Annotated in this window: 29 protein-coding genes and 1 other RNA gene; 22 read left to right on the top strand and 8 right to left on the bottom strand. The window is 43.2% G+C overall.

Going from position 1 to position 25,902, the window contains the following annotated elements:
* From RMO52_RS05335 to RMO52_RS05310, 6 genes are all read left to right on the top strand, one after another.
* A partial coding sequence (locus RMO52_RS05335) for a class I SAM-dependent methyltransferase (protein ID WP_310411601.1) occupies positions 1-768 on the top strand: 768 nt, incomplete at its 5' end.
* A gap of 37 nt (positions 769-805) precedes the next feature.
* The gene (locus RMO52_RS05330) at positions 806-3,355 is read left to right on the top strand and encodes a glycosyltransferase (protein WP_309741303.1); all 2,550 of its coding nucleotides are present in this window, start codon (positions 806-808) and stop codon (positions 3,353-3,355) included.
* A gap of 124 nt (positions 3,356-3,479) precedes the next feature.
* Positions 3,480-4,760 carry a glycosyltransferase family 1 protein gene (locus tag RMO52_RS05325; RefSeq protein WP_310411598.1) on the top strand — a complete coding sequence of 427 codons (1,281 nt, stop codon included), beginning with the start codon at positions 3,480-3,482 and terminating at the stop codon, positions 4,758-4,760.
* A gap of 46 nt (positions 4,761-4,806) precedes the next feature.
* Positions 4,807-5,892, top strand: a complete 1,086-nt coding sequence (locus tag RMO52_RS05320; RefSeq protein ID WP_396134895.1) for a glycosyltransferase family 4 protein — start codon at positions 4,807-4,809, stop codon at positions 5,890-5,892.
* A 69-nt stretch (positions 5,893-5,961) separates the two neighbouring features.
* A complete protein-coding gene (locus tag RMO52_RS05315; RefSeq protein ID WP_309741309.1) occupies positions 5,962-6,777 on the top strand; it encodes an ABC transporter permease in 816 nt (271 codons plus the stop codon).
* A 66-nt stretch (positions 6,778-6,843) separates the two neighbouring features.
* Positions 6,844-7,581 (top strand): ATP-binding cassette domain-containing protein, encoded by a 738-nt coding sequence (locus tag RMO52_RS05310; protein WP_310411590.1) that lies wholly within the window; start codon positions 6,844-6,846, stop codon positions 7,579-7,581.
* Positions 7,582-7,597: 16 nt separating this feature from the next.
* Here RMO52_RS05310 and RMO52_RS05305 read toward each other — a convergent pair whose 3' ends face one another.
* The 3 genes from RMO52_RS05305 to RMO52_RS05295 all read right to left on the bottom strand — a co-directional run bounded on the left by RMO52_RS05305 (position 7,598) and on the right by RMO52_RS05295 (position 9,176).
* Entirely contained in the window at positions 7,598-8,269 is a 672-nt protein-coding gene (locus tag RMO52_RS05305; protein ID WP_396134896.1) for a Uma2 family endonuclease, read from the bottom strand.
* 111 nt (positions 8,270-8,380) lie between these two features.
* Complete coding sequence (locus RMO52_RS05300) at positions 8,381-8,710, bottom strand: hypothetical protein (RefSeq protein ID WP_309738337.1); 330 nt, start codon at positions 8,708-8,710, stop codon at positions 8,381-8,383.
* 67 nt (positions 8,711-8,777) lie between these two features.
* On the bottom strand, positions 8,778-9,176 hold the full coding sequence (locus RMO52_RS05295; protein WP_310411584.1) for a hypothetical protein: 399 nt from the start codon (positions 9,174-9,176) through the stop codon (positions 8,778-8,780).
* A 264-nt stretch (positions 9,177-9,440) separates the two neighbouring features.
* Here RMO52_RS05295 and RMO52_RS05290 point away from each other — a divergent pair, with 264 nt between their 5' ends.
* From RMO52_RS05290 to RMO52_RS05255, 8 genes are all read left to right on the top strand, one after another.
* The gene (locus RMO52_RS05290; protein ID WP_309740317.1) at positions 9,441-9,608 is read left to right on the top strand and encodes a hypothetical protein; all 168 of its coding nucleotides are present in this window, start codon (positions 9,441-9,443) and stop codon (positions 9,606-9,608) included.
* A 91-nt stretch (positions 9,609-9,699) separates the two neighbouring features.
* Complete coding sequence (locus RMO52_RS05285; RefSeq protein ID WP_310411581.1) at positions 9,700-10,725, top strand: alcohol dehydrogenase catalytic domain-containing protein; 1,026 nt, start codon at positions 9,700-9,702, stop codon at positions 10,723-10,725.
* A 51-nt stretch (positions 10,726-10,776) separates the two neighbouring features.
* Positions 10,777-11,634, top strand: a complete 858-nt coding sequence (locus RMO52_RS05280) for a prephenate/arogenate dehydrogenase (RefSeq protein WP_309740320.1) — start codon at positions 10,777-10,779, stop codon at positions 11,632-11,634.
* 291 nt (positions 11,635-11,925) lie between these two features.
* Complete coding sequence (locus tag RMO52_RS05275; protein ID WP_309740322.1) at positions 11,926-12,249, top strand: type II toxin-antitoxin system HicB family antitoxin; 324 nt, start codon at positions 11,926-11,928, stop codon at positions 12,247-12,249.
* Entirely contained in the window at positions 12,246-12,665 is a 420-nt protein-coding gene (locus RMO52_RS05270) for a hypothetical protein (protein ID WP_309740325.1), read from the top strand. The genes RMO52_RS05275 and RMO52_RS05270 overlap by 4 nt, the downstream gene beginning before the upstream one ends.
* Before the next feature lie 72 nt (positions 12,666-12,737).
* Entirely contained in the window at positions 12,738-13,154 is a 417-nt protein-coding gene (locus RMO52_RS05265; protein WP_310411577.1) for a PD-(D/E)XK nuclease family protein, read from the top strand.
* Positions 13,151-13,570 (top strand): hypothetical protein, encoded by a 420-nt coding sequence (locus tag RMO52_RS05260; RefSeq protein WP_310411574.1) that lies wholly within the window; start codon positions 13,151-13,153, stop codon positions 13,568-13,570. The genes RMO52_RS05265 and RMO52_RS05260 overlap by 4 nt, the downstream gene beginning before the upstream one ends.
* Positions 13,571-13,593: 23 nt before the next feature.
* On the top strand, positions 13,594-13,839 hold the full coding sequence (locus RMO52_RS05255) for a hypothetical protein (protein WP_310411571.1): 246 nt from the start codon (positions 13,594-13,596) through the stop codon (positions 13,837-13,839).
* Positions 13,840-13,920: 81 nt separating this feature from the next.
* Here the strand turns inward: RMO52_RS05255 and RMO52_RS05250 are convergent, their stop codons facing one another.
* Entirely contained in the window at positions 13,921-16,095 is a 2,175-nt protein-coding gene (locus RMO52_RS05250; RefSeq protein ID WP_309740328.1) for a glutamine synthetase III, read from the bottom strand.
* A gap of 434 nt (positions 16,096-16,529) precedes the next feature.
* On the opposite strand from RMO52_RS05250, the gene RMO52_RS05245 reads away from it, so the two are divergent.
* A complete protein-coding gene (locus tag RMO52_RS05245; protein WP_309740329.1) occupies positions 16,530-16,718 on the top strand; it encodes a hypothetical protein in 189 nt (62 codons plus the stop codon).
* Between the two features lie 204 nt (positions 16,719-16,922).
* On the opposite strand, the gene RMO52_RS05240 is transcribed toward RMO52_RS05245, so the two are convergent.
* Positions 16,923-17,855 carry a prepilin peptidase gene (locus RMO52_RS05240; protein ID WP_309740331.1) on the bottom strand — a complete coding sequence of 311 codons (933 nt, stop codon included), beginning with the start codon at positions 17,853-17,855 and terminating at the stop codon, positions 16,923-16,925.
* A 194-nt stretch (positions 17,856-18,049) separates the two neighbouring features.
* Positions 18,050-18,793, bottom strand: a complete 744-nt coding sequence (locus tag RMO52_RS05235; protein WP_310411568.1) for an HAD-IA family hydrolase — start codon at positions 18,791-18,793, stop codon at positions 18,050-18,052.
* Between the two features lie 402 nt (positions 18,794-19,195).
* On the opposite strand from RMO52_RS05235, the gene RMO52_RS05230 reads away from it, so the two are divergent.
* Positions 19,196-20,380 (top strand): NAD(P)H-quinone oxidoreductase subunit H, encoded by a 1,185-nt coding sequence (locus tag RMO52_RS05230; protein ID WP_310411566.1) that lies wholly within the window; start codon positions 19,196-19,198, stop codon positions 20,378-20,380.
* A gap of 157 nt (positions 20,381-20,537) precedes the next feature.
* Here the strand turns inward: RMO52_RS05230 and RMO52_RS05225 are convergent, their stop codons facing one another.
* Positions 20,538-20,669 (bottom strand): hypothetical protein, encoded by a 132-nt coding sequence (locus tag RMO52_RS05225; RefSeq protein ID WP_310411563.1) that lies wholly within the window; start codon positions 20,667-20,669, stop codon positions 20,538-20,540.
* 86 nt (positions 20,670-20,755) lie between these two features.
* On the opposite strand from RMO52_RS05225, the gene RMO52_RS05220 reads away from it, so the two are divergent.
* The 3 genes from RMO52_RS05220 (at position 20,756) to rpiA (ending at position 22,624) form a co-directional block, all read left to right on the top strand.
* Complete coding sequence (locus tag RMO52_RS05220) at positions 20,756-21,454, top strand: lipase (protein WP_309743705.1); 699 nt, start codon at positions 20,756-20,758, stop codon at positions 21,452-21,454.
* A 140-nt stretch (positions 21,455-21,594) separates the two neighbouring features.
* Positions 21,595-21,784: non-coding RNA, 6S RNA (gene ssrS / locus RMO52_RS05215), on the top strand.
* Positions 21,785-21,907: 123 nt separating this feature from the next.
* Positions 21,908-22,624, top strand: a complete 717-nt coding sequence (gene rpiA / locus RMO52_RS05210) for a ribose-5-phosphate isomerase RpiA (RefSeq protein ID WP_396134893.1) — start codon at positions 21,908-21,910, stop codon at positions 22,622-22,624.
* A 330-nt stretch (positions 22,625-22,954) separates the two neighbouring features.
* On the opposite strand, the gene RMO52_RS05205 is transcribed toward rpiA, so the two are convergent.
* Complete coding sequence (locus tag RMO52_RS05205) at positions 22,955-23,770, bottom strand: NmrA/HSCARG family protein (protein ID WP_309741031.1); 816 nt, start codon at positions 23,768-23,770, stop codon at positions 22,955-22,957.
* A gap of 190 nt (positions 23,771-23,960) precedes the next feature.
* Between RMO52_RS05205 and RMO52_RS05200 the strand changes: the two genes are divergently transcribed.
* From RMO52_RS05200 to RMO52_RS05190, 3 genes are all read left to right on the top strand, one after another.
* On the top strand, positions 23,961-24,419 hold the full coding sequence (locus RMO52_RS05200) for a hypothetical protein (protein WP_310411560.1): 459 nt from the start codon (positions 23,961-23,963) through the stop codon (positions 24,417-24,419).
* A 4-nt stretch (positions 24,420-24,423) separates the two neighbouring features.
* The gene (locus tag RMO52_RS05195; RefSeq protein WP_309741027.1) at positions 24,424-24,762 is read left to right on the top strand and encodes a hypothetical protein; all 339 of its coding nucleotides are present in this window, start codon (positions 24,424-24,426) and stop codon (positions 24,760-24,762) included.
* 711 nt (positions 24,763-25,473) lie between these two features.
* Positions 25,474-25,902 (top strand): exodeoxyribonuclease III (locus RMO52_RS05190; protein ID WP_310411557.1); only part of this gene is annotated, 429 nt, incomplete at its 3' end.

The raw sequence follows: 25,902 nt of genomic DNA, 5'->3' as shown, positions 1-25,902 counted from the left end.
AATGCAAAGAAAAGTGAAATTGCACAAATCATAACAAGATTAGAAGTCGATGAAAGTTTAACAATTAAATCTTTGTCTATTGAAGAATCTAGAGTAGCAAGCGGTTTGTGGTTTAACGAGCCTATAAATGTGAGTTATCATAATGATAAAGCACATTGGGCCGGAACGACTGAGAGAATTGTCGAGAAAAATTTTATACTATTATCTTTGGCTCGTTTGTATGAGTCTAATCAGGTAAAAATCTTGGATGTAGGTTCTGCGGAAAGTTTGCTTGCGTATGAATTAGCTAGCCTAAACTATTCTGTTACAGCAATAGATATTCGTCCGATCTCCTTGTCACACCCAAATTTAAAGTTTATTAAAAGTGATATTTGTCATCCCGTTTTACCTATAGCCAGCTTTGATTGTGTAATTGCTTTATCTACTTTAGAACATATCGGTTTAGGTTGGTATGGAGATGAAGTAGGCGCAGGGTTAGATCGTCAAGCAGTAGAAAAAATCCACTCACTTATTAAACCAGGTGGTAGTTTTATCATGACAGTTCCTTACGGTCAAAGGGCGTTAACACCAGTCCATCGGATCTACGATCGGGAATCTCTTCAAAGTCTAGTTCAAGATTTTAGGATCGTTCGAGCTGCTTACGGAATTCGTCTCGATGATTTTACCTATAGTGTAACAAATGATGAAGCTGAAGCATCTTTAAAAGCTCACGATCCTAACAATTACCTTCCTGGAGCTGTCGCTATGCTCGTGTGTGAAAAGATTTAAAATTGTTCTTTTAAAAAAGTATTAAGCATTTACATATATGAAAATAGGCGTCGATCTTCAAGCCCTTCAAACACAAAACTCTAAAAACAGGGGAATCGGTCGTTATACACAATCAATATTAGAAGCTTTGCTTACCGAACAAAATTCTCTGGAATATCAGCTATATGCTAATAAAACTTTACCAGAACCAGAATTAGATCGCGATGTATTTCCTTACAGCTACATTAATTATCCAAATATTGGTAGTTGCGATATTAACGATCTGTTAATGAAAACTACCTTTTCAGCTTCAGGCTTAGATGGATTATTCATCCCAAGCCCGATGGAAGGATTGGATTCTACTATTCCCAACTTTAGTGATTTTCACAAAAAAATTTTTGTGGTCTGCTATGATTTGATACCATTAATATTTGCCGATCGATATCTAAATAATTTAGATACGCGCCACTTGTACCTGAAGCGATTAGAAAACATCCGCAATGCTGATTTTGTGTTTGCAATTTCAGAATCTACTCGTCAAGATACCATTAAGTATTTAAATAAATCTCCCGATAAAGTTCTAAATATATCGGGTGGCGTGTCTAGCTTCTTCGCACCAATTTCACTTGACGCTCGCAAAGCTTGGTGGAAAGTATTTGCTGAAAAATTCAACATTAACAAACAGTTTATTCTCTATACAGGTGGAGAGGACTGGCGTAAAAATATCGAAGGTGCGGTCGAGGCATTTGCCAAATTACCGGAACAGCTCAAGGAGTCTCATCAATTAGTTGTTGCGTGTAAGGTGTCTGCTTCTTTTACCAATGAAATTAATATCTTAGCAGCCAAATTAGGAATAGAGAGATCGCTGATTTTAACTAATTATGTTACAGATTTAGAGCTGAGAGCTTTGTATTCGACATGTTCTTTATTTGTGTTCCCATCTTTTTATGAAGGCTTTGGTTTACCTTTATTGGAAGCACTTGCTTGTGGTGCGCCTGCTATTGCTAGTAATAACTCTTCTTTACCAGAAATTCTCGGTGCTAGCGATCGATTATTCGATCCGCACTCATCAGCAGACGTGGCTAGAGCAATGCAAGAAGTTCTCTCTAATCAAAATTTGCAAAGCAGGTTATCAGAACATGCATTAGAGCGGGCATCAAAATTTACTTGGCAGTCAGTCACTCGTCAAATTTCTGATGTTTTGTTAGAACACCAACCTTTACAGCGGATTAGTATATCATTTGGCCGAGTCACAACAGAGCCGCATAAAATTCAATTAGCTTTTTTCAGTCCATTTAAACCAATTAAATCTGGTATTTCAGATTATAGTTATGATTTGCTACCATCACTATCACAGCAATTCAATATTTATTCTTACCACGATGAAGATTATTTACCCGATCTGAGGATAACTAAAAACTTGTCACCTCATAGTCAATTCGAGCGAAACTTAGTAAAACATCAGTATGAGGCGATTATTTATCAGATCGGTAACAGTAGCTATCATGCTTACATGTATTCACAACTAATGAAATATGGAGGCATTTCAGTGTTGCATGATTATTATTTAGGTGGGCTGATTAGTTATATAGACACCCATCAACCACAACTAGGGATTAAACTTTTTAATGAATTAGATCATAGTTATGGAAATGATAAAGCAATAGAGATTAGCAATCTTATTCAGCAAGATCGACTTAGCATAGATAGTACTTTACCCGAAGCAGGAATTTATATAAATCGGCGAATTTTTACACGATCGCTGGGAGTAGTTTTACATAGTAAATGGGCTTATGACGTTGCTGTCAAAAACCATAGTCATGACAATAATTATATTGCTTGGATACCACAGTTAGTTCCCGAATATATTTCTTCAAAAAACTCGGTTGAAGATATTCGTGCCGAATTTGATATTCCGATCGATAGCTTGGTGGTTTCAACCTTTGGTTTTATCAACAGTACCAAGCGTCCTCTCTCGATTCTTCAAGCTTTCAAGAAATATTTATCAAGTAATCGCTCGGCTATTTTAATATTTGTAGGTGGAACAGAATATATCGGCTCATTAAATATCGAAAGTGAAATTCAAAAGCTTGGATTGAAAGGTAAAGTTAAAATTACAGGCCATGTCAATATGTCAGACTTTTATAAATATATTGAAGTCTCAGATATTTGTCTGAATCTTAGATTTCCATTTAAAGGTGAAAGTTCGGCTTCGTTACTGCGAATACTATCTGTTGGTAAGCCAACAGTGGTGACAGATATAGGTTCCTTCGCTGATTTTCCTGATAATGTGGTTTTAAAAATACCTCAACCCAATCAAAGTAATGAGGTTGCAGAAATTTATAAGGCGTTAACTTTACTAACGGAAAACACCGAATATAGAAAGTCATTATCCGCTCGATCGTCTGCATATATCGCTAGCGAACACTCTCCCCAGCGGTGCGCCGATCTCTATGCAGATTTTGTCAAGCAAGTACTACGTTCTCCTGAAGCAAAACAAAAGATGCTTGCTGATTTGGTCGGACGTGAATCAGCCAACTTAAATATCAGTAATCCCAAGCTAGTACTGACTTTATTCTCTAAAGTTATTGGAGCTAATACAATCTAGAAATATTATAACTAACCCGGTAGTATGGGCACGAAACATTAACAGATTGACCTGAAAATCTTACTGCAAAGCGCGATCGCGCTTCAGTCAACTTTAAAAGCTAACAAAATTATAAGGGTATTAGATGCGAGTATTTTTAGATTGTACTCATACTGCAAAAAATAGCTACAAGAATACCGGAATTCACCGTGTCGTTCGCGAACTAACCTCAGAATCGATCGCGATCTGTGCAGAATACTTGGATTTAGACATAATACCAGTAATGTTCGATGGTTATGGTATGCGCCGAGTTTTCAATTTTGGAGATGACATTTATGGTGAATCAATCGCTAAAATATGCTTGTTTGATTCTACAGCCAAAAATATTAGTAAATTTTCAATTTTTTTACTTAAATTGAAAAATAAAGTTATCAATAATATTAATGCTTTTAAGTCAAAAATATATCCGCTCGATATTGAATTTGAAAATATCAGATTTTCCCAAAATGATATTTATATAATAGCTGATGCAAACTGGGATTTACCCGAATCATACTATCACTTTTTGCAGAATCTCAAAGCTCATCAAGTGACGATTGGAGTAATTTGCTACGACCTCATACCGACAAAATTTCCAGAATATTGCTCGAAAAAATTTGTCGATCGATTTGTCAATTTTTATAGTCATTATTCTCCACTATTTGATAAAGTTTTATGTATATCTAAGCAAAGTGCGGCAGATTATACACATGCCCAAGCTATAGGTATACTTCCAAATAATAGTAGTTCAATTGTCAGTAGTTTTCGACTGGGTTCTAACTTCACAAGTAAAGAATTGATTAGAGATGGAAATTCCAATGACGATCGTTATCCAATCGATATAATTAGCAGTCGATATGTATTAGTAGTCGGTAGTCTGACTCCTCACAAAAATATCAAAACTATCCTTGCTGCATTTAACTTATTGACAGATGAAAACTATCAAGATGTACATTTAATTTTGGCAGGCAATAAAGGCTGGGATGTAGAAACCGATCGAGCGATCGAAACAAATGAAATGTATCAAAAAAGAGTGCATGTATTAGGCTCAATCTCAGATTATCAACTTGATGTCTTATATCGCAATTGTTATTGTTTAATTCAAGCATCATTTTATGAGGGATTTGGATTGCCCGTTGTAGAAGCTTTGCAACATGGTAAACCTGTCATTTCTAGCACAGGCGGATCTTTACCTGAAGTGGGTGGCGATTTTTGCATCTATTTCGATCCAAATCAACCGATAGAATTATATGAAGCTCTCCAAAAAATACTTACTTCAGATCTTGAATACGATTGTTTAACAGCACACATTAGGAGTAAGTACAAGATATTTTCATGGAATGATTCTGCAAAACAATTCCTTGATTGTCTTTTGAAAATACCATAGCGAACGAACATACAAAATCAATCAAAAATATTATTTAAAGAACATTGTGGGATCTAATCAAATAGTTGTTAATTTATCAGTCCTTTTTTCTAAATCAACAGGATTAGGTAGCTACACTAAAAATATTTTCCCTTACTTGAAGCTATTAGATCCAATATTGCTGACATCAACAAATTATTCTGATTTTAACTGTCACACTATTCCTAGTAATATAACTCACGCTGATGGTCAGAAAGGGCATTTACGTCGATTGTTGTGGACACAGTTCCAACTGCCCAAAATTTACGATCGATTTAAGTCATCACTATTATTCTCTCCTGTCCCAGAAGCACCCATATTTACTAATTGTCGCTATATTGTTACCGTTCATGACTTTATTCCTCTAAGATTTCCTAAGCTATCCTCACCTCTCTATCAATATTTCAAATGGTATATACCGCAGGTATTAAGTCAAGCCACTCACATTATCTGTAACTCAACGGCTACAGCAGCAGAAACGATCGATCTATTTGGCATCCCCGCATCAAAAGTAACGCCAATTCCCCTTGCTTACGATCCGAATCATTTTTACGCCAGTGATGAAACAGAAATAGATGATGCTCCTTACTTTTTATATTTAGGGAGGCACGATCCTTACAAAAATGTAGCTCGAATCATTGCAGCCTTTGGTCAGCTACCGAACTGCGAGCGATATGAACTATGGCTGGGGGGATCTGGAGATGCTCGGTATACACCCCAATTACGTGCCCAAGTATCCGAACTTGGTTTAGAAAGACGAGTAAAATTTCTCGAATATATCCCCTATTCCGATCTACCAAAAATTATCAGACAAGCTAGAGCATTAGTTTTTCCTAGCTTATGGGAAGGTTTTGGCTTACCTGTGTTAGAAGCGATGGCTTGCGGTACACCTGTGATTACTTCCAATCTCTCAGCATTAGTAGAAGTAGCGGGAGACGCAGCAATTTTAGTAGATCCTTATGAAGTCAAAGATATTGCCTCAGCCATGTTCGATCTTAGTCAGGATGATGAACTACATCGACAATTACGAAAAGCTGGGCTACACCGCGCCAGTCAGTTTAGTTGGTCGCAAACTGGTCGAGCTACAATTAATGTACTTCAGCAATATCTATAGTATGATGGCAACCGCAAAGATGATGATAACATCATACTAATTTGACGTACCCAAAGGTTTCACATATCTATGACTAGATCGATCGAGACTCACTCCAGGTTGTCCGCTATTTACCGTTACTGGGAACTAGTATCTGTACTTGCCGGACGCGAAATCAAAGTCCGGTATCGAGGCTCATTTTTGGGTGTATATTGGTCGCTATTCAATCCACTCATGATGACTGGGCTATACGCGCTCATATTTGGTTCTGCGTTTGGAAAATATTATCATGATTCGATCTGGGAATATATTCTAGCCGCATTCACAGGATTAGCGGTGATTCACTTCTATAGTGGTTCAACGGCTCAGGCACTAAGTAGTATCGTTAGTAATGGTTCGCTATTAAATAAAGTTAAATTACCCGTTACCGTTTTTCCTGTTTCTATTATCATTGCAAATATATTTCAATTAACAGTTGGGATGTTACCTCTTCTGATAATCGTAACTATTATCCTATCGCCCCACTTGTCAAGTTTCATCAATGTCATGGCGATCCCATTACCTTTACTTGCATTAATCTTAATATCCACAGGAATTGGATTTTTGACTAGTTCTCTCTATGTATTTTTTCGAGATCTACCATTCTTATATGAATTGATTCAATTCGTAATTATGATGAGTAGTCCAATATTTTATCCCGCCGCAATAGTCGATCCCAAAATTCGCCCATTATTGGAGTTAAATCCCTTATACCCAGTGATTGAGAGTTTGAGACAAATTGTGCTATCTGGCAATCCACCCGATCTATTTTTGATTACTAGGGCGTGGTTGAGTGGGATAATCATCTTGGCTATTGGTTGGCTCTGTTTTAACTGGCTCCGACCCAAGTTTATGGATCTTTTGTAGATATATAAATTTGCTTAGTCTTGAGATATTTAGTCAACCATACAATTACCAAGTATATTTAGTTAGATGGAAGTTATTAGTTTCGATCGCGTGTCATTATGGCGACGTACCCAAGAAGAATTTTCCTATGATATCAAGCAAACAATCTTGTCGATCGTGTCAGGTAAATATCGTAAACCTGCCAAAAAGCTAGTAATCGATGATGTCAATCTAATTATTAATTCAGGTGAGAAAATTGGGATTATAGGTGGGAATGGCGCGGGGAAATCAACCTTTCTCAAGTTGGTTTCTGGTATTCTCGAACCGACTGTTGGTAAAGTCAGAGTCAAAGGCAATATTGCGCCACTGATCGAATTAGGAGCAGGTTTCGATGGTAATATTTCCGTCTGCGATAACATTATTATGTACGGTGTTTTGCTGGGCTTTTCTAAGCGAGAAATGCAAGAACGCACATCAATGATTTTGGAGTTTGCTGAGTTGAATGATTATGCCTTAGTACCAGTCAAAGGCTTATCTTCAGGGATGGTAGCTAGACTGGGATTTGCGATTGCGACTGATGTCCAGCCAGATATTTTGATCCTCGATGAAGTCTTATCAGTTGGCGACCAAAGCTTTAAAAACAAGTGCCAACATCGGATCGACAAATTTCTCAATGGTGACACCACCGTCTTAGTTGTTTCTCACGATCTAGACTTTATTAGTACTTCATGTGACAAAGCAATTTGGCTCGAACGCGGACAAGTTAGATTTATTGGTAGTGGCAAAGAAACAGTCGATCGATACCTCAACACAGTCCCCGCCTAATCGCAACCTGCATCCTTTATTCGTCAGGATCGATTCCCAACTCTCGTAACTTAGCTGCTAATTTGGTCGATCGATCGACTTCCTGTTGAATCCGTTCGTTAGGAGTAGCATAACGCTTACCATGCTCGTCATACCAATACAACCACTCTCTAGTTACCCCGCCATAATTGCCACGCTCGGATCCAATTCCTAAACCAATTTCTGGCATCCAGACTGGAATTGTCTCCATCAGTCGATAAGCACCCTCGACTAATCTATAGATCTCCAATCTGGGTTTACGCTTGCGTTTTGAGGAATAAATCGCGTAATACAGCACCCCCATCTGTTCGTATACTTTTAGCTTGGTAGTATACTCCTCCCGATATCGAGGGGAAACTACTTCTAGTACGAAACTTGGTACTATTTCCTCATCCCACAGCACATAGCTAGGTCTGAGTTCTTCGTCATAGCATCGGTCTACACCCAAGCTCAGAAAGGCATCCGGGACGATTGGTGGCAACTCTGGACTGGCATAAATCCCCATATCGATTGCAAACAACCAATCCTGTCGCTGTTCCCACAGCATCAGCAAGATGGATTTGAGCAACGCCGGAATTAGCTCTTGGAGTTCGTTATCCACTGGTGTTTCATCTGAGTCTAGTAGTTCGTCAGCCGAAGGTAGATATCTTGGAGGATTGTAATCTAGCATCATGCCTCGCAATTCTTCGTTAACTACAATATGTTTAATCTACAGATAGCGGGTGTATTCTAATGTTCAGTTTGTCCTTAACCGCCTTACTCTCTCCTTACCGATCTAGGATTATGACATTTCAATTTTCCCCAACTGAATTAAACTTTCCAAATCTTCTAGGCTATGAGGATCGTATAGTTCAATCGTCCTTCTAACTTCATCCAACTCCAGATCGTTAGCTTGCCCCAACATTCTACTAATATCACTGATATCAGTTGTCCGACTAGCTTCAAGTTTCATCAGGACTAGATAAGGTAGACTGATGACTGGTTGACCATCTGCACCGACTCGTGGGTAAAGTAGTGCAGTTTTTACCCATCGTCGATCGCTAGTGATAATATCGAGTATCGTCTTATCTGGCAATTCCCAAGACGTACCACCAATACTGAGATCTCCCATCCGTTTCGCCTGCCCTCGGCTCAGATCGAGATATGCTTGCTCTGCTCGCTCTTCATGAATATCGATATCAACTCAACTGCGAACTCTTAACGATCGGGGGTTTAATGGGTTTACGCTCGGCTTTTGGCTCGAATACGATCGGGCAAGACCAGTCTACATCCCACCACTTACAGTGCTGCACCGTGTCATTAGGATCGGTAATCAATCCGAGCAAATCTTCACGGTTAGTATCCAAAAATGTCCCAGTATTTACATCCATAAAAACTGTATTCAACAGCTTAAAATGTTGTTTGATTTTAATTTTATTGCCTTCAGATGTGTGATAAACCCTACTTTCAAAAAACTTATTAACGTTACCCCCATCCCTAGACCATTGGTTGGTACTGCCAGATTTTACCCACTGGACGGTACCATTGGCAAAATAAACTATTACCAATTTAGGATCTTCTACTTTTTTTTCGTTCATGTTGAATAGATACAGTGAGAAATTGTGCCCGATCGTCATCCGCTCTGTCTAGGTGTCGCGATTCCCTGGGTTGGTTGCACTAACACCATGAGAGAATTTCTGAAAAGTCTAGTTTGTTAAGCGTAAACCCTTGGAATCCCCCTGTCTTGTCGTTTTTTTATTCGGGGGGAACCCCCGTATAAAAACGCCGCTAAATCCCCCTTGGAAAGGGGATTGGGGGATTCAGATCTACGATTGAAGACATAAAATCTTTTTAGACATCCTTTGACTACTGGCTGGCGGCGATCGGGAAGCGAATCTACTGACGATCGGTTGCAACCCGAAACACCACATTATATCCTGTCTGTCGCTATGCGAGAAGTTATTGCCATCACAACTGGCGATCGAGAGTACCAAGTCTTGGTAATTTGCGATGATTCAGCGCGTAACTAGATCGATCGCTAGAATCGCCGCGCTAGATTTTCGATCGCGAAATTTCCTATACTGAGATGTCTCGATTGCAACCATTGTAACTAATAATTTTGTGCTAGCAGCCCTCCTCTATGGTCGCGAAGACCTCCGTCTCGAAACCCTCGATGTCCCCACACCTACTGAGGGTGAGGTCGTCATCGAGGTCACAGCCGCCACTACTTGCGGCACAGATCTCAAGGTGTGGCGGCGTGGCGGACATGCCAAAATGCTCAAGCCGCCAACTCGATTCGGACACGAAGCAGCGGGTAAAATCGTCGCGCTGGGTGCGGGAGTAACCGATTGGCAAATTGGCGATCGAGTAGTGGCAAATAACTCCGCGCCTTGTCTGGATTGTTTCTTTTGCCAGCGTCAAGAATATTCACTCTGTCCGCATTTAACTTGGAATAACGGTACCTTCGCTCAGTACTTGAGTATTCCTGCGCCGATCGTCCGTCAGAACCTGCTCCACATCCCACCAGATCTCGATCCGGCGCTAGCGTCGATGACCGAACCCTTAGCGTGCGTATTGCATGGGGTGGCGCGGAGTAATTTCACCCCTGATTCTAGAGTAGTGGTAATCGGCGATGGGGCGATCGGGTTGATGTTTGTGGCGGTGATGGCGAGTCAGTGCCAGTCGGTGTGGTTATTTGGTGGTAACGATCGCCGCTTGGTGGTCGGGGCACAATTGGGAGCCGCGCGGACGTGGAATTATCATCAGATAGATATCCCTAGTACCGTCCAGGATTTAACCCAAGGATGGGGTGCTGATATCGTCATTGAAGCGACAGGGGTACCGAGTGTCTGGGAAACCGCGATCGCTTGCGGTCGTCCGGGGGCGACGATTAATTTATTCGGCGGTTGTCCCAAAGATACGACGATTAGCGTCAATACCGATCGACTGCACTACAGCGAACTCACCATCAAAGGCGTTTTTCACAATACCCCCCACCACGTCCGCGCGGCGTTAGCTTTACTAGCCAGCCAGCAGATTCCCTTTGAATTATTGATTAGCGATCGGCGCCCGCTGACAGATTTAGGGCAAACTTTTGAGGATATGAAAAATCGAGAAGTAATCAAAGTTGCCATGATGCCAAATTAGACTGTGGCACTTAAATGGCACAATATAACCAATAATCAATAACAGCTAACTGTGAAGATCGGGATCGTAGGAATCGGATTAATCGGCGCATCATTGGGATGGGACTTGCGCCAACTGGGGCATGAGGTGAGCGGTGTCAGCCGTCAGCAATCTACCTGCGATCTGGCTGAGCGAAAGGGCATCTGCGATCGTGCCAGTTGTGACTTAGCTAGTCTCCAAGATGCCCAGATCGTCTTTATCTGTACGCCGATTGCGGCAATCCTCCCGACGATCGCGCAATTATTACCCCACCTTCAGTCCGAGACAATTATTACCGATGCTGGCTCTGTCAAAGGGGCATTGGTCGATCGGGCGACCGAATTATGGCCGAATTTTGTCGGTGGACACCCGATGGCTGGTAACTCTCAGAGCGGGATAGCTGCCTTTGAAAAGGGTCTGTTTGCCGACCGCCCTTATGTTTTGACCCCTACGCCCGCAACGGTGCCTTCAGCACTAAAAATGGTCGATGAACTAGTGCGATCTCTCGGTGCTGTGGTCTATCAGACAACACCCGATCGACACGATCGGGCAGTCGCCTGGATTTCCCATTTACCCGTGATGGTAAGTGCGAGTTTAATCGCTGCTTGCTTGCAGGAAACCGATTCTACCATCCGCGATTTTGCCAAAAAATTTGCCAGCACGGGATTTAGAGATACCAGTCGAGTAGGTGCTGGCAATCCAGAAATGGGAATGATGATGGCAGAATACAATCGCGATGCTCTATTGCATTCTCTATATATCTATCGCGATCGATTGGATAGTTTAATCGACTCGATCGAATCAAAAAAATGGACAAATATCCAAGATTTATTAATTAATAATCAAGCCGTTCGCAATGATTTTCTAAATAGTAAAGATACCTGTGATTGAGATCGATCGGGCGATCGACCACAGCAGGAGCTTTTTCATTGAGCGTTTCTCTCAAACTAGCTTAGTGCCTCTTCCCTTGGTTATCCCTGACATTGACGATCGCTAACACAATAATTGGTAAGATAACCAACTGACCGATTAGGCCAATCGTCACAGCTTTCGGATATTTAAAACTCAAGGACAATTAGCGAATACGAAGCACTATCGTTCAGCTTTGCCGTACCAGCGGTAATCGAACTATTTAGAGGATGAATATGCAATACTAGTAACAACCGAGGCTGAGGATAAAACATGCAGTATCAAGTTTTTGTTAAAGGTCGTTCCGATCGAGGTTTTACTGCGTCTGTACTCGAAATACCGTCGATCGCTGCTAATGGGAATACAGAAGACGAAGCGGTCGCCAATGCCAAGACCGAATTAGAGTCGCAATTATCAACAGGTAAGATCGTGACAATCTCTTTGGCGGAGCCGCTCGCAATGAGCATCGAGCCTAAAACTAATTCTACACCAATGCAATATGCAGGCATTTTAGAGAACGATCCAACCTTTGACGATCTAATGGAAAAACTCGCTCATATTCGTCAAATCGCCAATGAGTGCGAAGATGAAATATGACCCTTTATGTCTTCGATACCGACCATTTGAGTCTTTATGGTAGGAGTAATTCACTATTAATCGGTCGATTGCAACAACAGTCGATCGCTTTAACGACTACTGCAATTAATGTTGAAGAACAAGTGCGCGGTAGGCTGGCACAAATATCTGAGGCAAAAGATGGGGATGTACTGGCTAATGCCTATTTATGGCTGTCGGAAACAGTAAAGCTATTGTCTGAATTTGAAGTATTGCAATTTACAGTAGCAGCTCAATCTATCTATCGAGATCTAAAGTCGCAGCGAATTAGAGTTGGCACCCAAGATTTACGCATTGCCTCGATCGTTTTAGCAAACCAAGGTATCTTGCTATCGAGAAATGCACGAGATTTCGATCGAGTCCCCAATTTGATAGTTGAAAATTGGGCGATTGAGTAAAATTAGTAGGTTGAGTGGTGAGAAAATTTAGTATCTGGGCACCATATATAAGTAAGTTCAGCTTAAAAATATATGGTGCTAAATGAAAATTTTTTATCCGATCTAGAAAAATTACCACCTCCTAAAAATCAGCAACAGACTTTTATGGAGATTGCTGGTTATCCACACTCAGAGAATATCTGTAGCAAGATACTTCAGTTTTACTTAACACCCACCAACGAACATGGATTTGGTAGGCTTCTATTAGATTCACTAGTTATGCTTATCGATCGAGAGCTAGTAGCAGACAAACAAAATATTGAAGTTTGGCGGGAAGTGCGTACCAGCGGAAATAAACGTATCGATCTAGTAATAGTTTCCGATAATTATATTATTGGCATAGAAAATAAAGTTTTGGCTAAAGTGAATAATCCTTTTTGTGACTATACAACGTATTTAAGATCCTTAAGTAAAAGCTCTAAAAAGTCTATAAAGTACTACTGTCGTTGAACGCTGAGAAAGATTCAGTTGAATTATGTGGGTTCAAACCCATTACATACAACTTATTTCTAAATAATATTGAAGAAAAATTCGAGATTTACTCTCAGAAAGCACCTAACGAGCATTTAGTATTCTTAAAAGATTTTATTATGACAATGAAAAACTTACAAAAACAATCTGAAGTAGACTCGAAATGGTTGAAGTATTTTCAAGAAAAAGACGATGATATCAAAACATTGCTTGCTGAAATAGCTGTATTTCGTAAAGACATGAGGATGAAACTAGAACAGTTAGAACAGCTATTTCTTGAGAGCGAGATAGCTTGTCATTTTACTGAACGCTGGTTTTGGACTCATCCGACATTTTTTGGCGATGTTCTGGTTTATACGATCGTCCAGATAAATTCTCACTATTTTTTGCAATAATTCTAACTCCAACAGGTTGGAAGATGCAATTCTGGAACAAGCAAACCGATCTTGAAAAAAATACTGGCATTGAAAAAGAAGGTCTTAAAAAGTGGTTTGAGGAAAGGTTGATAGAGTATAAAGAGGTTACAGGACATGACGGATCGGGATGGCGACTTGAAGTCGATGGCTTTAAAGATAAAGCATACGATACAAAGTTAGAAGAAATTGGAGAATCTATAGTTGAGATGTGGAATAAATTAAATAAAAATTCGCAATCTCTTTACTAATCTTGCGGTAGTCCAGCCAATACAAAAAAAAGACCGTTCGATGAGAACGGTCTTTTCTCTAAATAAGTTGTTTATGAGATGTTATTTAATAAACAACATTTCTTGATAAGTAGGTAATGGCCAGAGATCGTCAGCGATTTCAGCTTCGAGTCCATCAGCATATTTACGCACATCATCCATTAACGGACGAACTGTTTTTACTAAATACTGCATGTGGGCTTCACTCGATTCAAAATCATGGCTGTTTAGTGCAGTTGCTAATTTACTGACGCAATCCATCATTGATTTAGTGAGATCGGCAACCTTCTGAGCGGTTTCGGCTTCTAGCGTGACGCCGATTTCTTTGAGTCCGGCAATGGTGGTCGCTAGGTCGGTGAGATAGCGGGTGGCGGCTGGATAGATCAGGGTTTTGGCAATACTGATAACTAGCTTTGCTTCGACCTCGATCGACAGGATATACTGCTCGGAGTAAGTTTCATACCGACTGGCGAGTTCGACAGGCGAGAGAATCGACATGCTATCGAATAGCTTGACAATTTCTGGCTCATTTAATACGGGTAGCGCGTCTGCTGTCGTCCGCAGATTGCGTAAACCGCGTTCTTCAACTGCCATTTTGTGCCATTCTTCCGAGTAGCCGTTGCCATTGAAGACGATTGCGCCGTGGTTGTCGATGACTTCTTTGAGGACGGTTTGAATCGCCGCATTGAGTTCGGTACCTTTGGCAGTCTCAGCTTCCAATTTGTCCGCCATCCAGGTGAGGGAGTCTGCCAAGATCGTATTCATCGCCACCAATGGCCCTGCCACAGATTGACCGGAACCGACAGCGCGGAACTCAAAGCGGTTGCCAGTAAAAGCAAAGGGTGAAGTCCGGTTGCGATCGCCAGCATCTTTTGGCAAGATCGGTAAGGTATCGACCCCGATATTCATCGTGCCTTTGGCGGTAGATCCTTTGAGCGCGCCTTGCTTGATTTGCTCGAACACGTCTTGGAGTTGCGAACCCAAGTACATGGAGATAATTGCTGGGGGCGCTTCGTTGGCACCTAAGCGGTGGTCGTTGCTGGCGGTGGCAATCACAGCGCGGAGTAGTGGCCCGTAAGTGTGAATCCCGCGAATGATGGCACCACAGAAGACCAAGAATTGAGTATTCGAGTGGGGATTGTCGCCGGGATCTAATAGGTTGCCCTGGGTAGCATTACCGACCGACCAGTTAACGTGTTTACCCGAACCGTTAATCCCCGCAAAGGGTTTCTCGTGGAGCAGACACATGAAGCCATGCTTTTTCGCAGTGGTGCGCAGGATGGTCATGATCAGGTGTTGGTGGTCGGTGGCGACGTTAGCAGCCTCATGATAGGGGGCAATTTCAAACTGACCTGGCGCAACTTCATTGTGGCGAGTTTTGGCGGGGATGCCCAGTTTGTAGAGTTTTTCCTCTACATCCTGCATGTAGACTTGGACTCGCTCGGGAATGGCTCCAAAGTAGTGGTCGTCAAATTGTTGACCTTTAGCTGAAGGCTTCCCAAATAAGGTTCTGCCAGCGAGTAATAAGTCGGGACGACTATTGGCAAAGTTGGCATCGACTAAGAAGTACTCTTGCTCGGCACCGCAACTGGAGTTGACGGGAGCGATATTAGTATTGCCCAAAATCTTCAAGACTCTGGTCGCTGCCTTATTCATGGCGGCGTTGGAGCGCAATAGGGGTGTTTTCTTGTCTAGCGCTTCGCCAGTCCAAGATACAAACACGGTTGGGATGCAGAGGGTCGCACCATTATCCGTCTCCATAATGAAGGCTGGACTAGTGACATCCCATGCAGTATAGCCCCGCGCTTCAAAGGTGGAACGGATGCCACCATTGGGGAAGGAGGAACCGTCAGGTTCGCCTTGAACGAGCAGTTTGCCCGCAAATTCTGAGATGACCGTACCATCGCCTTGAACCGAGACAAAACCATCATGCTTTTCAGCAGTGGCATTAGTCAGCGGATAAAATACGTGAGCGTAGTAAAGTGCGCCTTTGGAGATCGCCCAGTCTTTCATCGCCACTGCTACAGAATCAGCAACGGAGAGATTCAGCGGTTCGCCAGTTTGGATCGTCTTCTTGACAGATTTAAAGACATCCTTGGGCAGACTTTCCTGCATTTTGCCCAAGGTAAAGACATCGCACGCCCACAGATCTTCTAACCGTTTGGATGCCTTGACGGGCATTGGTTCGCGGTTAGTAATTTGATAAATTGCTTGCATCCGGGATTCATTTCCACTCACAGCTTTTGTTCCTCTTAAGGCTCTTGACACCAGTAAATAATAATTGCGATAGCTACCTAAAATAGATACATACGATACCGATTTGCACTGTGAATTATGTACGATCGATAATATGTTTATGTTTGTGTCAGTAGTAACTATTTGTAGTCGATCGATTCGATTTGAGTGAAGCTATTTGGTAATAACCTCAAATAAATCAGACGGCTTTAACTCATTCCACTGACTAGGTTTGAGACATTATCTCATAGTAACGCTATATCTTTTAAATTTCTGGGTAGATCGATCGATTCATCCGTTATTGGGTGTAATGGCTGTAGCTAGGTTTTGATTACTGGACACTCGATTGAATTGAGTTATGATAGAGACTGTGACAAAGGTTATTGAAAAACTTCTTGCCACCTCAAAATTACCTATTTTTTTGGCATCGTTCACAGATGACTATATCCTCACCAGCACCGATTGACGATCCCTCAGTTTGGACTAGCCTCAAGCAAGCGATCTCAGCTAGTTCGGGGTTTCAGCATTGGACATCTCAGCTACCCTCGATCGAACGATCCGATCTCAATCTCGACGCCCTCGTCCAACGCTATCTGCGCGAGACTCTCGAAACTTTAGCTTATTAATTACCCCCAATAATCAAAAACCCGACTTCAAAGTGCTGAAGTCGGGTTTTTGGCGATCGTCAAGCAAAAATACTCACCTTAGTCTTAATCATACCAATCGCTAATCGCAGAACGACAGATCGATACCTCGATCGAGAAAATCATTATACCCATTACCTTTTACCTTTTACCTCACCACATTTGCCCCAATTAAATAAATTGGCATTACGAACCCCGCAGCCGCATTCGTCGCGTCCAGACTAACAGCACCATCAATCCGAGCAACACTGGCATCGCGAATAAAAACCGATCGGGCGATCGCATAAACTGTTGATAGCTCTCAATTATTGCCTCGCCACCAAATAAACTAATCGTCGCCCCAGCCGCAATAAATGGCCCTAAAGGGAGGGGTTGAGTAAGGGTATTTGCCCCTGTCTTCATCCCGCCGCCTCTGAGCGCAGCATAACCAGCCACAACCATAAAACCCACCAAAGCTAATGCCGAGGCTAGTCCACCCGCTAGCAGCACGACTTTCCAATTAGTCCACGCACCCACCATCGCCATCAGCTTAGCATCCCCGCCGCCTTGAGCGGGTCTACCGACCATTAAACTACCTAAAATCGCGATCGTATCATAGATCCAAATCCCCAGTGTCATCGCCAAAATCCCTTGGATGGTATATTCCCGGATGCCGGAAATAGCATGATTGGTATCGAGATAGCCAGCGATAACCTGGAATGCTAAACCTAGCACTAAGCCAGACTGGGTGAGTGGGTTAGGCAATGTCATCGTATCGAGATCGATCAGCGTCAGTGCGAGTAGCCAGCACATCAGCAGCGAATAACCGATCGTCTGGAACGAGAGTCCAAAACGATTGTAAACTAGTACGAAAATTATCGCAGTTATTGCTTCAATAACTGGGTAACGGGGCGAAATCGGGGTATGACAGTGCCGACATTTGCCACGTAAAAACAACCACCCTAAAATTGGGATGTTTTCGCCCATTCCCAACTGATGAAAGCACTTTGGGCAACGGGATGGCGGCCACATTACCGAGATACCAGCCGGAACGCGGTAGACTACAACATTAAGGAAGCTACCGATCGCAGCACCCAACCAGAAGATGATGAATTGAACGATCGTGTCATAAATATTCACTACGATAGGGATCTGCGCGTGGATGCAGATCTAGATACACTAACTCTATGATTCCCGAGTGAGATTGGCGATTCACAATTGGGTGAATACTGCTATACATCCGTGCAGCTATTGCCCAGTGAGAATGGTTTTTAAAAATGAACCGACCTCAAACCCAGATGCTACGGTCTTAATTCTGCACATTGACGATCGATTTACGCCCCAATTAATCGATTTAGCAAAGCGAGATCGACTAATGTTGCGCCTTGAGTATCCCCTTGGATAATTTGACATGGACGATCGGGTTCGCCAAGATCGGATAATACTAATCTAGCGCGATCGAAAGTATGATTTTGGGTGTAATCATTAATCGTCACGATCGTCATGATGCCAGCATCCATTGCTGAAATCAGACCATTTTTGGAATCTTCAAACGCCAGACAATCTGCCGCAGGTAGCTTCATTTGCGCCAGCACATAATCATAAATGTCCGATGCTGGTTTCTTTTTAGGGACGATATCGCCAGCCGCAATAACTTCAAACCAATTTGAGTCGATATTGTTTGCCAATAGCGCAAACACATTTTCAGGAGTCGTCGTCGTCGAGATCGCCAGTCGTAGATTGGCAGCTCTAGCCGCCGTCAGCAGCCGCTTAACGCCGGGACGTAGCGGAATCCCTCCCCGCTCCAATAACTGTGCGTAGTACTGATTTTTCGCCTTGTGGAGATCGGCAATAGTTTGGTCGTCCATCCGCACATCGGGACGGTAACTATTGAGATAAAAGCGCATCCGCTCCTTACCACCAGTCACCGCCAATAACTTACCATACAACTCGATCGACCAATCCCAATCCAGCCCCGCATTAGCAAAAGCTTGGTTGAATGCCACCCGATGTCCATCGCGTTCGGTATCCGCCAAAGTCCCATCAACATCGAATATTAATGCTTGTAATGCGCCCATCCCACGACCTTCCTATTTCACTCTCGTATTAGAGATGTTATCACTCCTATCTCTAAATCGATCGATTAGAGGATAGGGGATAGTGGATAGGGGATAGGGGATAGTGGATAGGGGATAGGGGATAGGGGATAGTGGATAGTGGATAGTGAATAGTAAATAGTAAATAGTGGATAGTGTGTTAACCGCTGCTTTTACCTTTTACCTTTTACCTTTTACCTTTTACCTTTTACCCATTACCCATTACCCATTACCCCTTACCCCTTACCCCTTACCCCTTACCCATTACCCCTTACCCATTACCCCTTATAATATGAGCAGGGGAATCATTAGTAATCGATACTCCGCCATCTGTGGCAACTAACAGTAATAGTTCATTTCAGAACGCGATCGCAATAAGAGCATATGGCACAACTCGAAACTAGAACCGAACCGATGGTGCTAAACATGGGGCCGCACCACCCATCGATGCACGGGGTCATGCGGCTGATTGTCACCCTCGACGGTGAAGATGTCGTAGATTGCGAACCCGTCATCGGCTATCTACATCGCGGTATGGAGAAAATTGCCGAAAACCGCACCAATATCATGTACGTGCCCTACGTCAGCCGTTGGGACTACGCAGCGGGGATGTTTAATGAAGCAATTACGGTCAATGCCGTTGAAAAATTAGCAAATATTCCCGTTCCCAAACGCGCTAGCCATATTCGCGTCATCATGCTGGAACTCAACCGGATTGCCAATCATCTGCTGTGGCTCGGTCCATTCATGGCGGATGTCGGCGCACAGACTCCCTTCTTTTATATCTTCCGCGAACGCGAGATGATCTACGATTTGTGGGAAGCTGCAACTGGCTATCGAATGGTAAACAATAACTACTTCCGCATCGGTGGCGTGGCTGTAGATTTACCTTATGGTTGGATCGACAAATGTATCGATTTCTGCGATTACTTCGAGCCAAAAGTGGACGAGTATGAGAAATTAATTAGTAATAACCCCATCTTCCGTCGTCGGGTCGAAGGTGTCGGGACGATTACCCGCGATGAAGCGATTAATTGGGGTCTATCTGGCCCCATGCTGCGCGGTTCTGGTGTCAAATGGGATCTCCGCAAGGTTGACAAGTACGAGTGCTATGACGACTTTGATTGGGATGTCCAGTATGAGACGGCTGGCGATTGCTTAGCACGTTATTTCGTGCGGATTCGGGAGATGCGCGAATCGGTGAAAATCCTCCGTCAAGCTATCGCCGCTTTACCAGGCGGTGCTTACGAAAATCTCGAAGCCAAACGCATTGCCGCTGGTCCGAAATCCGAGTGGGATGGGATGGATTATCAGTACGTCAGCAAGAAAGTCGCACCGACATTTAAGATTCCCAAAGGCGAACATTACGTCCGCATCGAGAGCGGTAAAGGTGAGCTAGGAATCTTCATTATGGGTGAAGATAATATCTTCCCCTGGCGGTGGAAAATTCGCGCTGCTGATTTTAATAATCTGCCAATTCTCCCCCATATCTTGCGCGGCGTAAAAGTCGCTGATATCGTCACGATTTTGGGTAGTGTGGATATTATTATGGGTTCTGTCGATCGATAAATTCGCACGATTATTATTTATCCTAGTTTATCGATCGATTAATCCAAGACTAACTTGGATTGCTCGATCGATTTTTTCCATTGAACCAATCTTCAGCGAGATTTAAGTCTCGCTTGCTATGATAAATTGCCCCTTCCTGAAGTTGTTGTTGAAGTGATTACTGTTGTCGATCGATAACATAGAAATTGATAGCTTCATCAATTAATTTATTACGCTCGTCTTGTGTCGCTAAATCATCGATTAGTTCGATGGTTTTTTGAGGCAAAGTGATGTTAATTTGCTGATACATTATCTCAGAATATAATTCATGCCAATATACACGGTCGATCCGTATTATTAGTATAATCGAGATATTAGCTTGTAGGCGATCGTCTGATGTTACCCACCGTTATTTTACCTGGCTATCTCGAAAGTGCTGATGTCTATCTGCCACTGCAACAAGCCTTAGCCGCACTCGGTACCCCCACAACGACAGTACCACTGCGGAAAAGAGACTGGCTACCTACCCTCGGCGGTCGATCGATAATTCCGATTTTGCGACAACTCGATCGGACTGTAAATGCTGCTTTAGCAGATAATCAAGCCACTAAAATCAATCTAATCGGACATTCGGCAGGTGGTTGGATTAGTCGAATTTATATCGGTGAAATTCCCTATATCATTCATGGCGATGTCGATGAAACAGCGAAATTATGGAATGCAAAATCAAAAATTGATACCTTAATTACCCTTGGAACTCCCCATATTAGTGGCGAACGCTGGACGAAGAAAAATCTCGATTTTGTGAATGATAATTATCCAGGAGCTATGTATCTAGATGTCAAATATATCTGTGTTGCTGGAAAGTCAATCTATGGTGCCAAAAAGCTAGGTCAGTGGTTGGCATATAGTAGCTATCAACAGACTTGTGGTGAAGGCAATACCTGGGGTGATGGGATTACCGCGATCGAGGCAGCTCATTTAGCTGGTGCAACCAATATTACAATTGAAGGGGTCAAACATTCACCGCGCAGTCCAGGCATCTGGTACGGTTCGCCAGCGGTGCTTGCTGAGTGGAGTAAGTATTTGAGTTAGAAGGCACAGCCGTAAAAGTTTCAGCACGATCGCAGTAGCTGGAGATCCAACGTAGCTACCAATATGGAGGTAAATGGGCGCAGGAGATATTAGATCCTCACTTGACCGATCGAGTATTCTCCCATTAAGATGTAGAAATGGTCTGGCGGCGACGTTGGTGACTGCCAATAACGTTTTTTGATCTATGCTTGAATTTTTTACGGGAACTAATGTTGTTCTAGCGGCAGTAGACTGAACTTTTGTATTCAGAAACTATAAGCACGAACTTCCGGTACCCACCTGGTTTTAACCAGGTCATAAACTGAGGTAAAACGGCGTTGCGGCTGACCTAAATATTTGAAAACGGAACCTCTGGTCTTTGGGCTGGGGGTTTTGTTGTGAAGATGGGAGATGGGAGATGGGAGATGGGAGTGGGACGGGGTTTTACTGATAAAGTGGATCGGAAGACATTTGATGAACATCAGCAAGATTATGACACCACAAGATTTGATGAAGCAGGAAGTTGGGAAGGCTGCTGCGGCGCGGGTGCAGTCTAATTCGATCGTGGGATTGGGGACAGGTTCGACGACAGCGTACGCGATCGAGTTTATCGGCAAACGGTTAGCAGCAGGCGAAATTACCAATGTCAGAGGGGTTCCTACCTCATTTCAGGCAACAGTGCTGGCTAAACAGTATGGTATCCCCTTAACGACGCTAGATGAAGCCGATCGGATCGATATCGCGATCGATGGTGCAGATGAGGTCGATCCTCACAAAAATCTGATTAAAGGCGGTGGTGCGGCGCATACGCAAGAAAAAGTGGTCGATGCCCTCGCCGAGCAGTTTATCGTCGTCGTCGATAATACCAAACTAGTCGATAAATTGGGCAGCACTTTCCTCGTCCCTGTCGAAGTCATCCCGATGGCTGTCACTCCCGTCATGCGGGCGATCGAAAAATTAGGCGGTAAACCGCAGCTCCGGATGGGTGTCAAAAAAGCTGGCCCAGTCGTGACGGATCAGGGTAATCTAGTAGTCGATGTGAAGTTTGACTCGATCGATAATCCGGCAGAGTTAGAAAAAACGCTCAATAATATCCCCGGCGTACTCGAAAACGGTCTATTTGTCGGTGTGGCAGATGTGATTTTAGTCGGTGAAGTTCAAGGCGATAAAGTCATTATTAAAGAAATGTAGAAATAGAGACGAAGCCAGAGTTATCGATGCTCTAAGGAGATCGCGAACTTAGGTTAAATTAGTTGAAATTAATAACAGGAACGATCGATCGATCGTTCCTGTTTTTGGAGATCCCATCATTCTGGTTATTTTGAGCCAGATAATTACAATGTTCGTGAAGGTCGAGCTGAAATCATTGCTCGTCAGGATTTGCTGGAGAATCTTCACTCATCGATCGAGTAATGATGTCTAGAATTATGACTCGATCGATTGCTCCTGCATCGCAAATAGGGCACTAGTTAAAGCCAGCCATCAAAACTCATGTAGGCGATATGCGAGCGAGTAAAGACGTTAGCCTGCGGCAACAATCCCAGTACGTTGCAACCATTGAATGAAGGATAACCTTGCTACCCCCTTGGGCATGGCGGCAACATCTACGTCACAGCCCCCCTCACCAATGAAGCGGAATAAGGGTACTCCTTGCGACCAAAACTGTGCAAGTATATCGAGAGGAATGGATACTGCATTGCATTTGCGCCCCGCAATCTCACTCCATGATGCAGCCATTTCATTCAACGTCATGGCATCCCCAACAATGTCAATCGCCTGCCCAAGAAAACTTTGAGGATTTGCAAACGCTTCAGCGGCAACCTCCGCAATAGTATCGATCGCGACCATCTGAAGTTTTCGATCTACGGGAAAAGGAATTGATAGAGTCAACTCATCAGTCTCCAAGCGCACGGGGAAGTAGGTGGTTAAGTTTTCCATAAAGAAAACAGGACGCAAGATAGTTGCCGGAAGTGATAACTCCGCAATGCGTTCTTCAACGGCTCGTTTTGAACCCAATCCAAGGATACCTTTGGCGCGATCGACAACAGCGGAAGCATAGACAAAATGCTGTACCTGCGCTGTCCAAGCTGCCTCGGCAACAGCAATCCCCCACCGCGCCTGTCCTATATCTCCTGGTGTCGTCAGGGCAGGTTGAACGCTGTAGACACCATAGGCATTTTCGAGAGCTTTGACAACTGAGGTAAAATCATCAAAGTTAGCCGCAACAATGTCTGCACCCAGTTCTGAAAGGGCTTGAGCTTTCGCCGAGCGAGGATCTCGTGTCACCGCACGAACTTGCCAACCTGCTTGCAGGAGCTTTTTAGCAACTGCCTGGATTTGCTAATGAGAAAGATGCAATCTAATTAACCCAAAACGGATCGGGCTAACGTTTCCGATCGATCGACAGGCTCAAAGGTTTCAGTCTTTCAGGACGGAAGGGCAACATTGGTTAAATCGATTTAAGTTTTCGTTGTAAAAACGTTGGTAGTTAGGTATAATTGAAATCATCCACCTATGGTAAATCGCTATGTTAGCTCAATCACGGAGTCTTCCCTTTAGCACGATTCCAACGATTTCCTTGACTCCAGGGACATCCTGGAATTCCTTCGAGCAGTTTCGGACATCGGGTGCCAACACTCTCGCCACCATTACTAGTGGAACAGTAGGGACGCTCCAGACTAAAACGGGACAGTACCGGATTCTCAATGAAAGTGATTTCCAACAACTTGTCGGATTGGCTACTGATGTGGAGCGGCTCCAGCAAGGTTTGAGCGTGGTGATGAGAGCCGTGCGAGTAGTCAAAAATCATCCCGAAGATGCAGACACTTTAGCCTTATTAGTAGAAACGGTGTCGATGTTAGGGAGTATATCCACTGTTTTACCAACGAGATCTAGTTTTCCGCCCTTAGCACCTGAAGATATTTCGGCTGAGTCAGATGATGAAGTCATCCTCGCACCAGAATTGCTAAATCGTCCATTAGGGTAAGCGAGTGTCAGATTTACCGATGGATTTAGCCGAGCTAGAAGTCGCACTCAGAGATTTATCCCATGACGAGAGAGCGGTGCAGCTAGTGAGAAATTTTGCTCAGAGGTTAGGGAAAACCAAGCAGCGGCAACAGTTATTTAATGCGCCTGGTGCTTTGGTTCGGAGTCCACTAGATTATGATGCTGCTATTGCTAGTGGTGCAATCTCCTCTATTATTGGCTACTCGAATTGGGAGTTTGAGTTTAGTGGGGTGGCGAATTTTTGGTTCGATAATTCGCTCTTTGTTGGCAAGAACTGGAGCTGGAGAGGTGCGATTGAGAGGGTGAAAAAAGCACTATTCTGATTATTTTGAGACAGATAATTACAATGTTCGTGAAGATCGAGGGTCGCATCCTCATGAATTAAGATGCGAAGATTCATAATTGAGGTGGAAGGCTATCGATTAATTGTTGCCGTTGCTGTTGCCACCATTCGTCTGTAGCTTCGACTGTCCGATCTTTCCCAAGTGTAGATTTCAGGAGGGCATTGACCTTCAATTTAGCTTGACGTTCCTGTTCTTGTTCGATTACCTCCGGTAGGCTACGCCAACGACACCGTTAGAAACTCGTCAGGAGTACTATATGTACCACTGGAAATCTGCCGATTCTCCAAAAAGGAGACGCTACGCGAACGATGTAATCCTTCACTGCTTCGGACAAAGCGATCGTAAAGGTCATGGGTTCAAAGGTTGAATCAGATTATTTGAATTATAACTTATGACTTAGTTGCGGGATAGATATTCATCTCCGTCTGGGTTTCAGGGAATTATGTTTCGATCGATTAGCGATCGATCTCAGCTATTGAGATCGATCGAATGAATAGCGATCGTAAGTAACAATTTGAAATCATTGCTCTGTCAAGATTTGCTCGTGGGCAGTGCCAACCCTACACTTCTACATCGTTCCTCTACCAACAAGCATCCAACCTTTGAACCCGTTACCTACCTTACGATCGCTTTGCCCGAAGCAGTGAAGGATTATTTTGCTCCAACTCTGCTATCTACGAAAGAAGTCTAATGAAAATTGCCACTTGGAACGTCAACTCAATTCGGACAAGACTAGAAATAGTCACCAATTGGTTGCACCAAAATCCCGTTGATGTCCTTTGTGTCCAAGAAACTAAGGTGACTGATGAACAGTTTCCGATCGAGGCGAACAAATCTTGCGGTTATCATGTCTATATCTCTGGTCAGAAATCCTATAATGGGGTTGCTATATTTAGCAAGCAGCCATTAACTAATGTTAGCTGTGGGTTTGCAGGCGTATTAACACCAGAAGCGGTTGGCAATCTAGACGATCAAAAACGAGTAATTACAGGTAATCTCAATGGTGTCCAAATCGTCAATCTCTATGTTCCAAATGGGAATATGGTGACTAGTGAAAAGTATCCTTACAAGCTAAGTTGGTTAGAATTATTGGGTCAATATTTAGACACAACAATCAAA

The sequence above is a fragment of the Chamaesiphon sp. OTE_8_metabat_110 genome (genome assembly GCF_031382685.1).
Taxonomy (GTDB): domain Bacteria; phylum Cyanobacteriota; class Cyanobacteriia; order Cyanobacteriales; family Chamaesiphonaceae; genus Chamaesiphon.
Note: the sequence above shows the minus strand (reverse complement) of the source record. Positions and strands in the feature narration are given on the sequence as shown.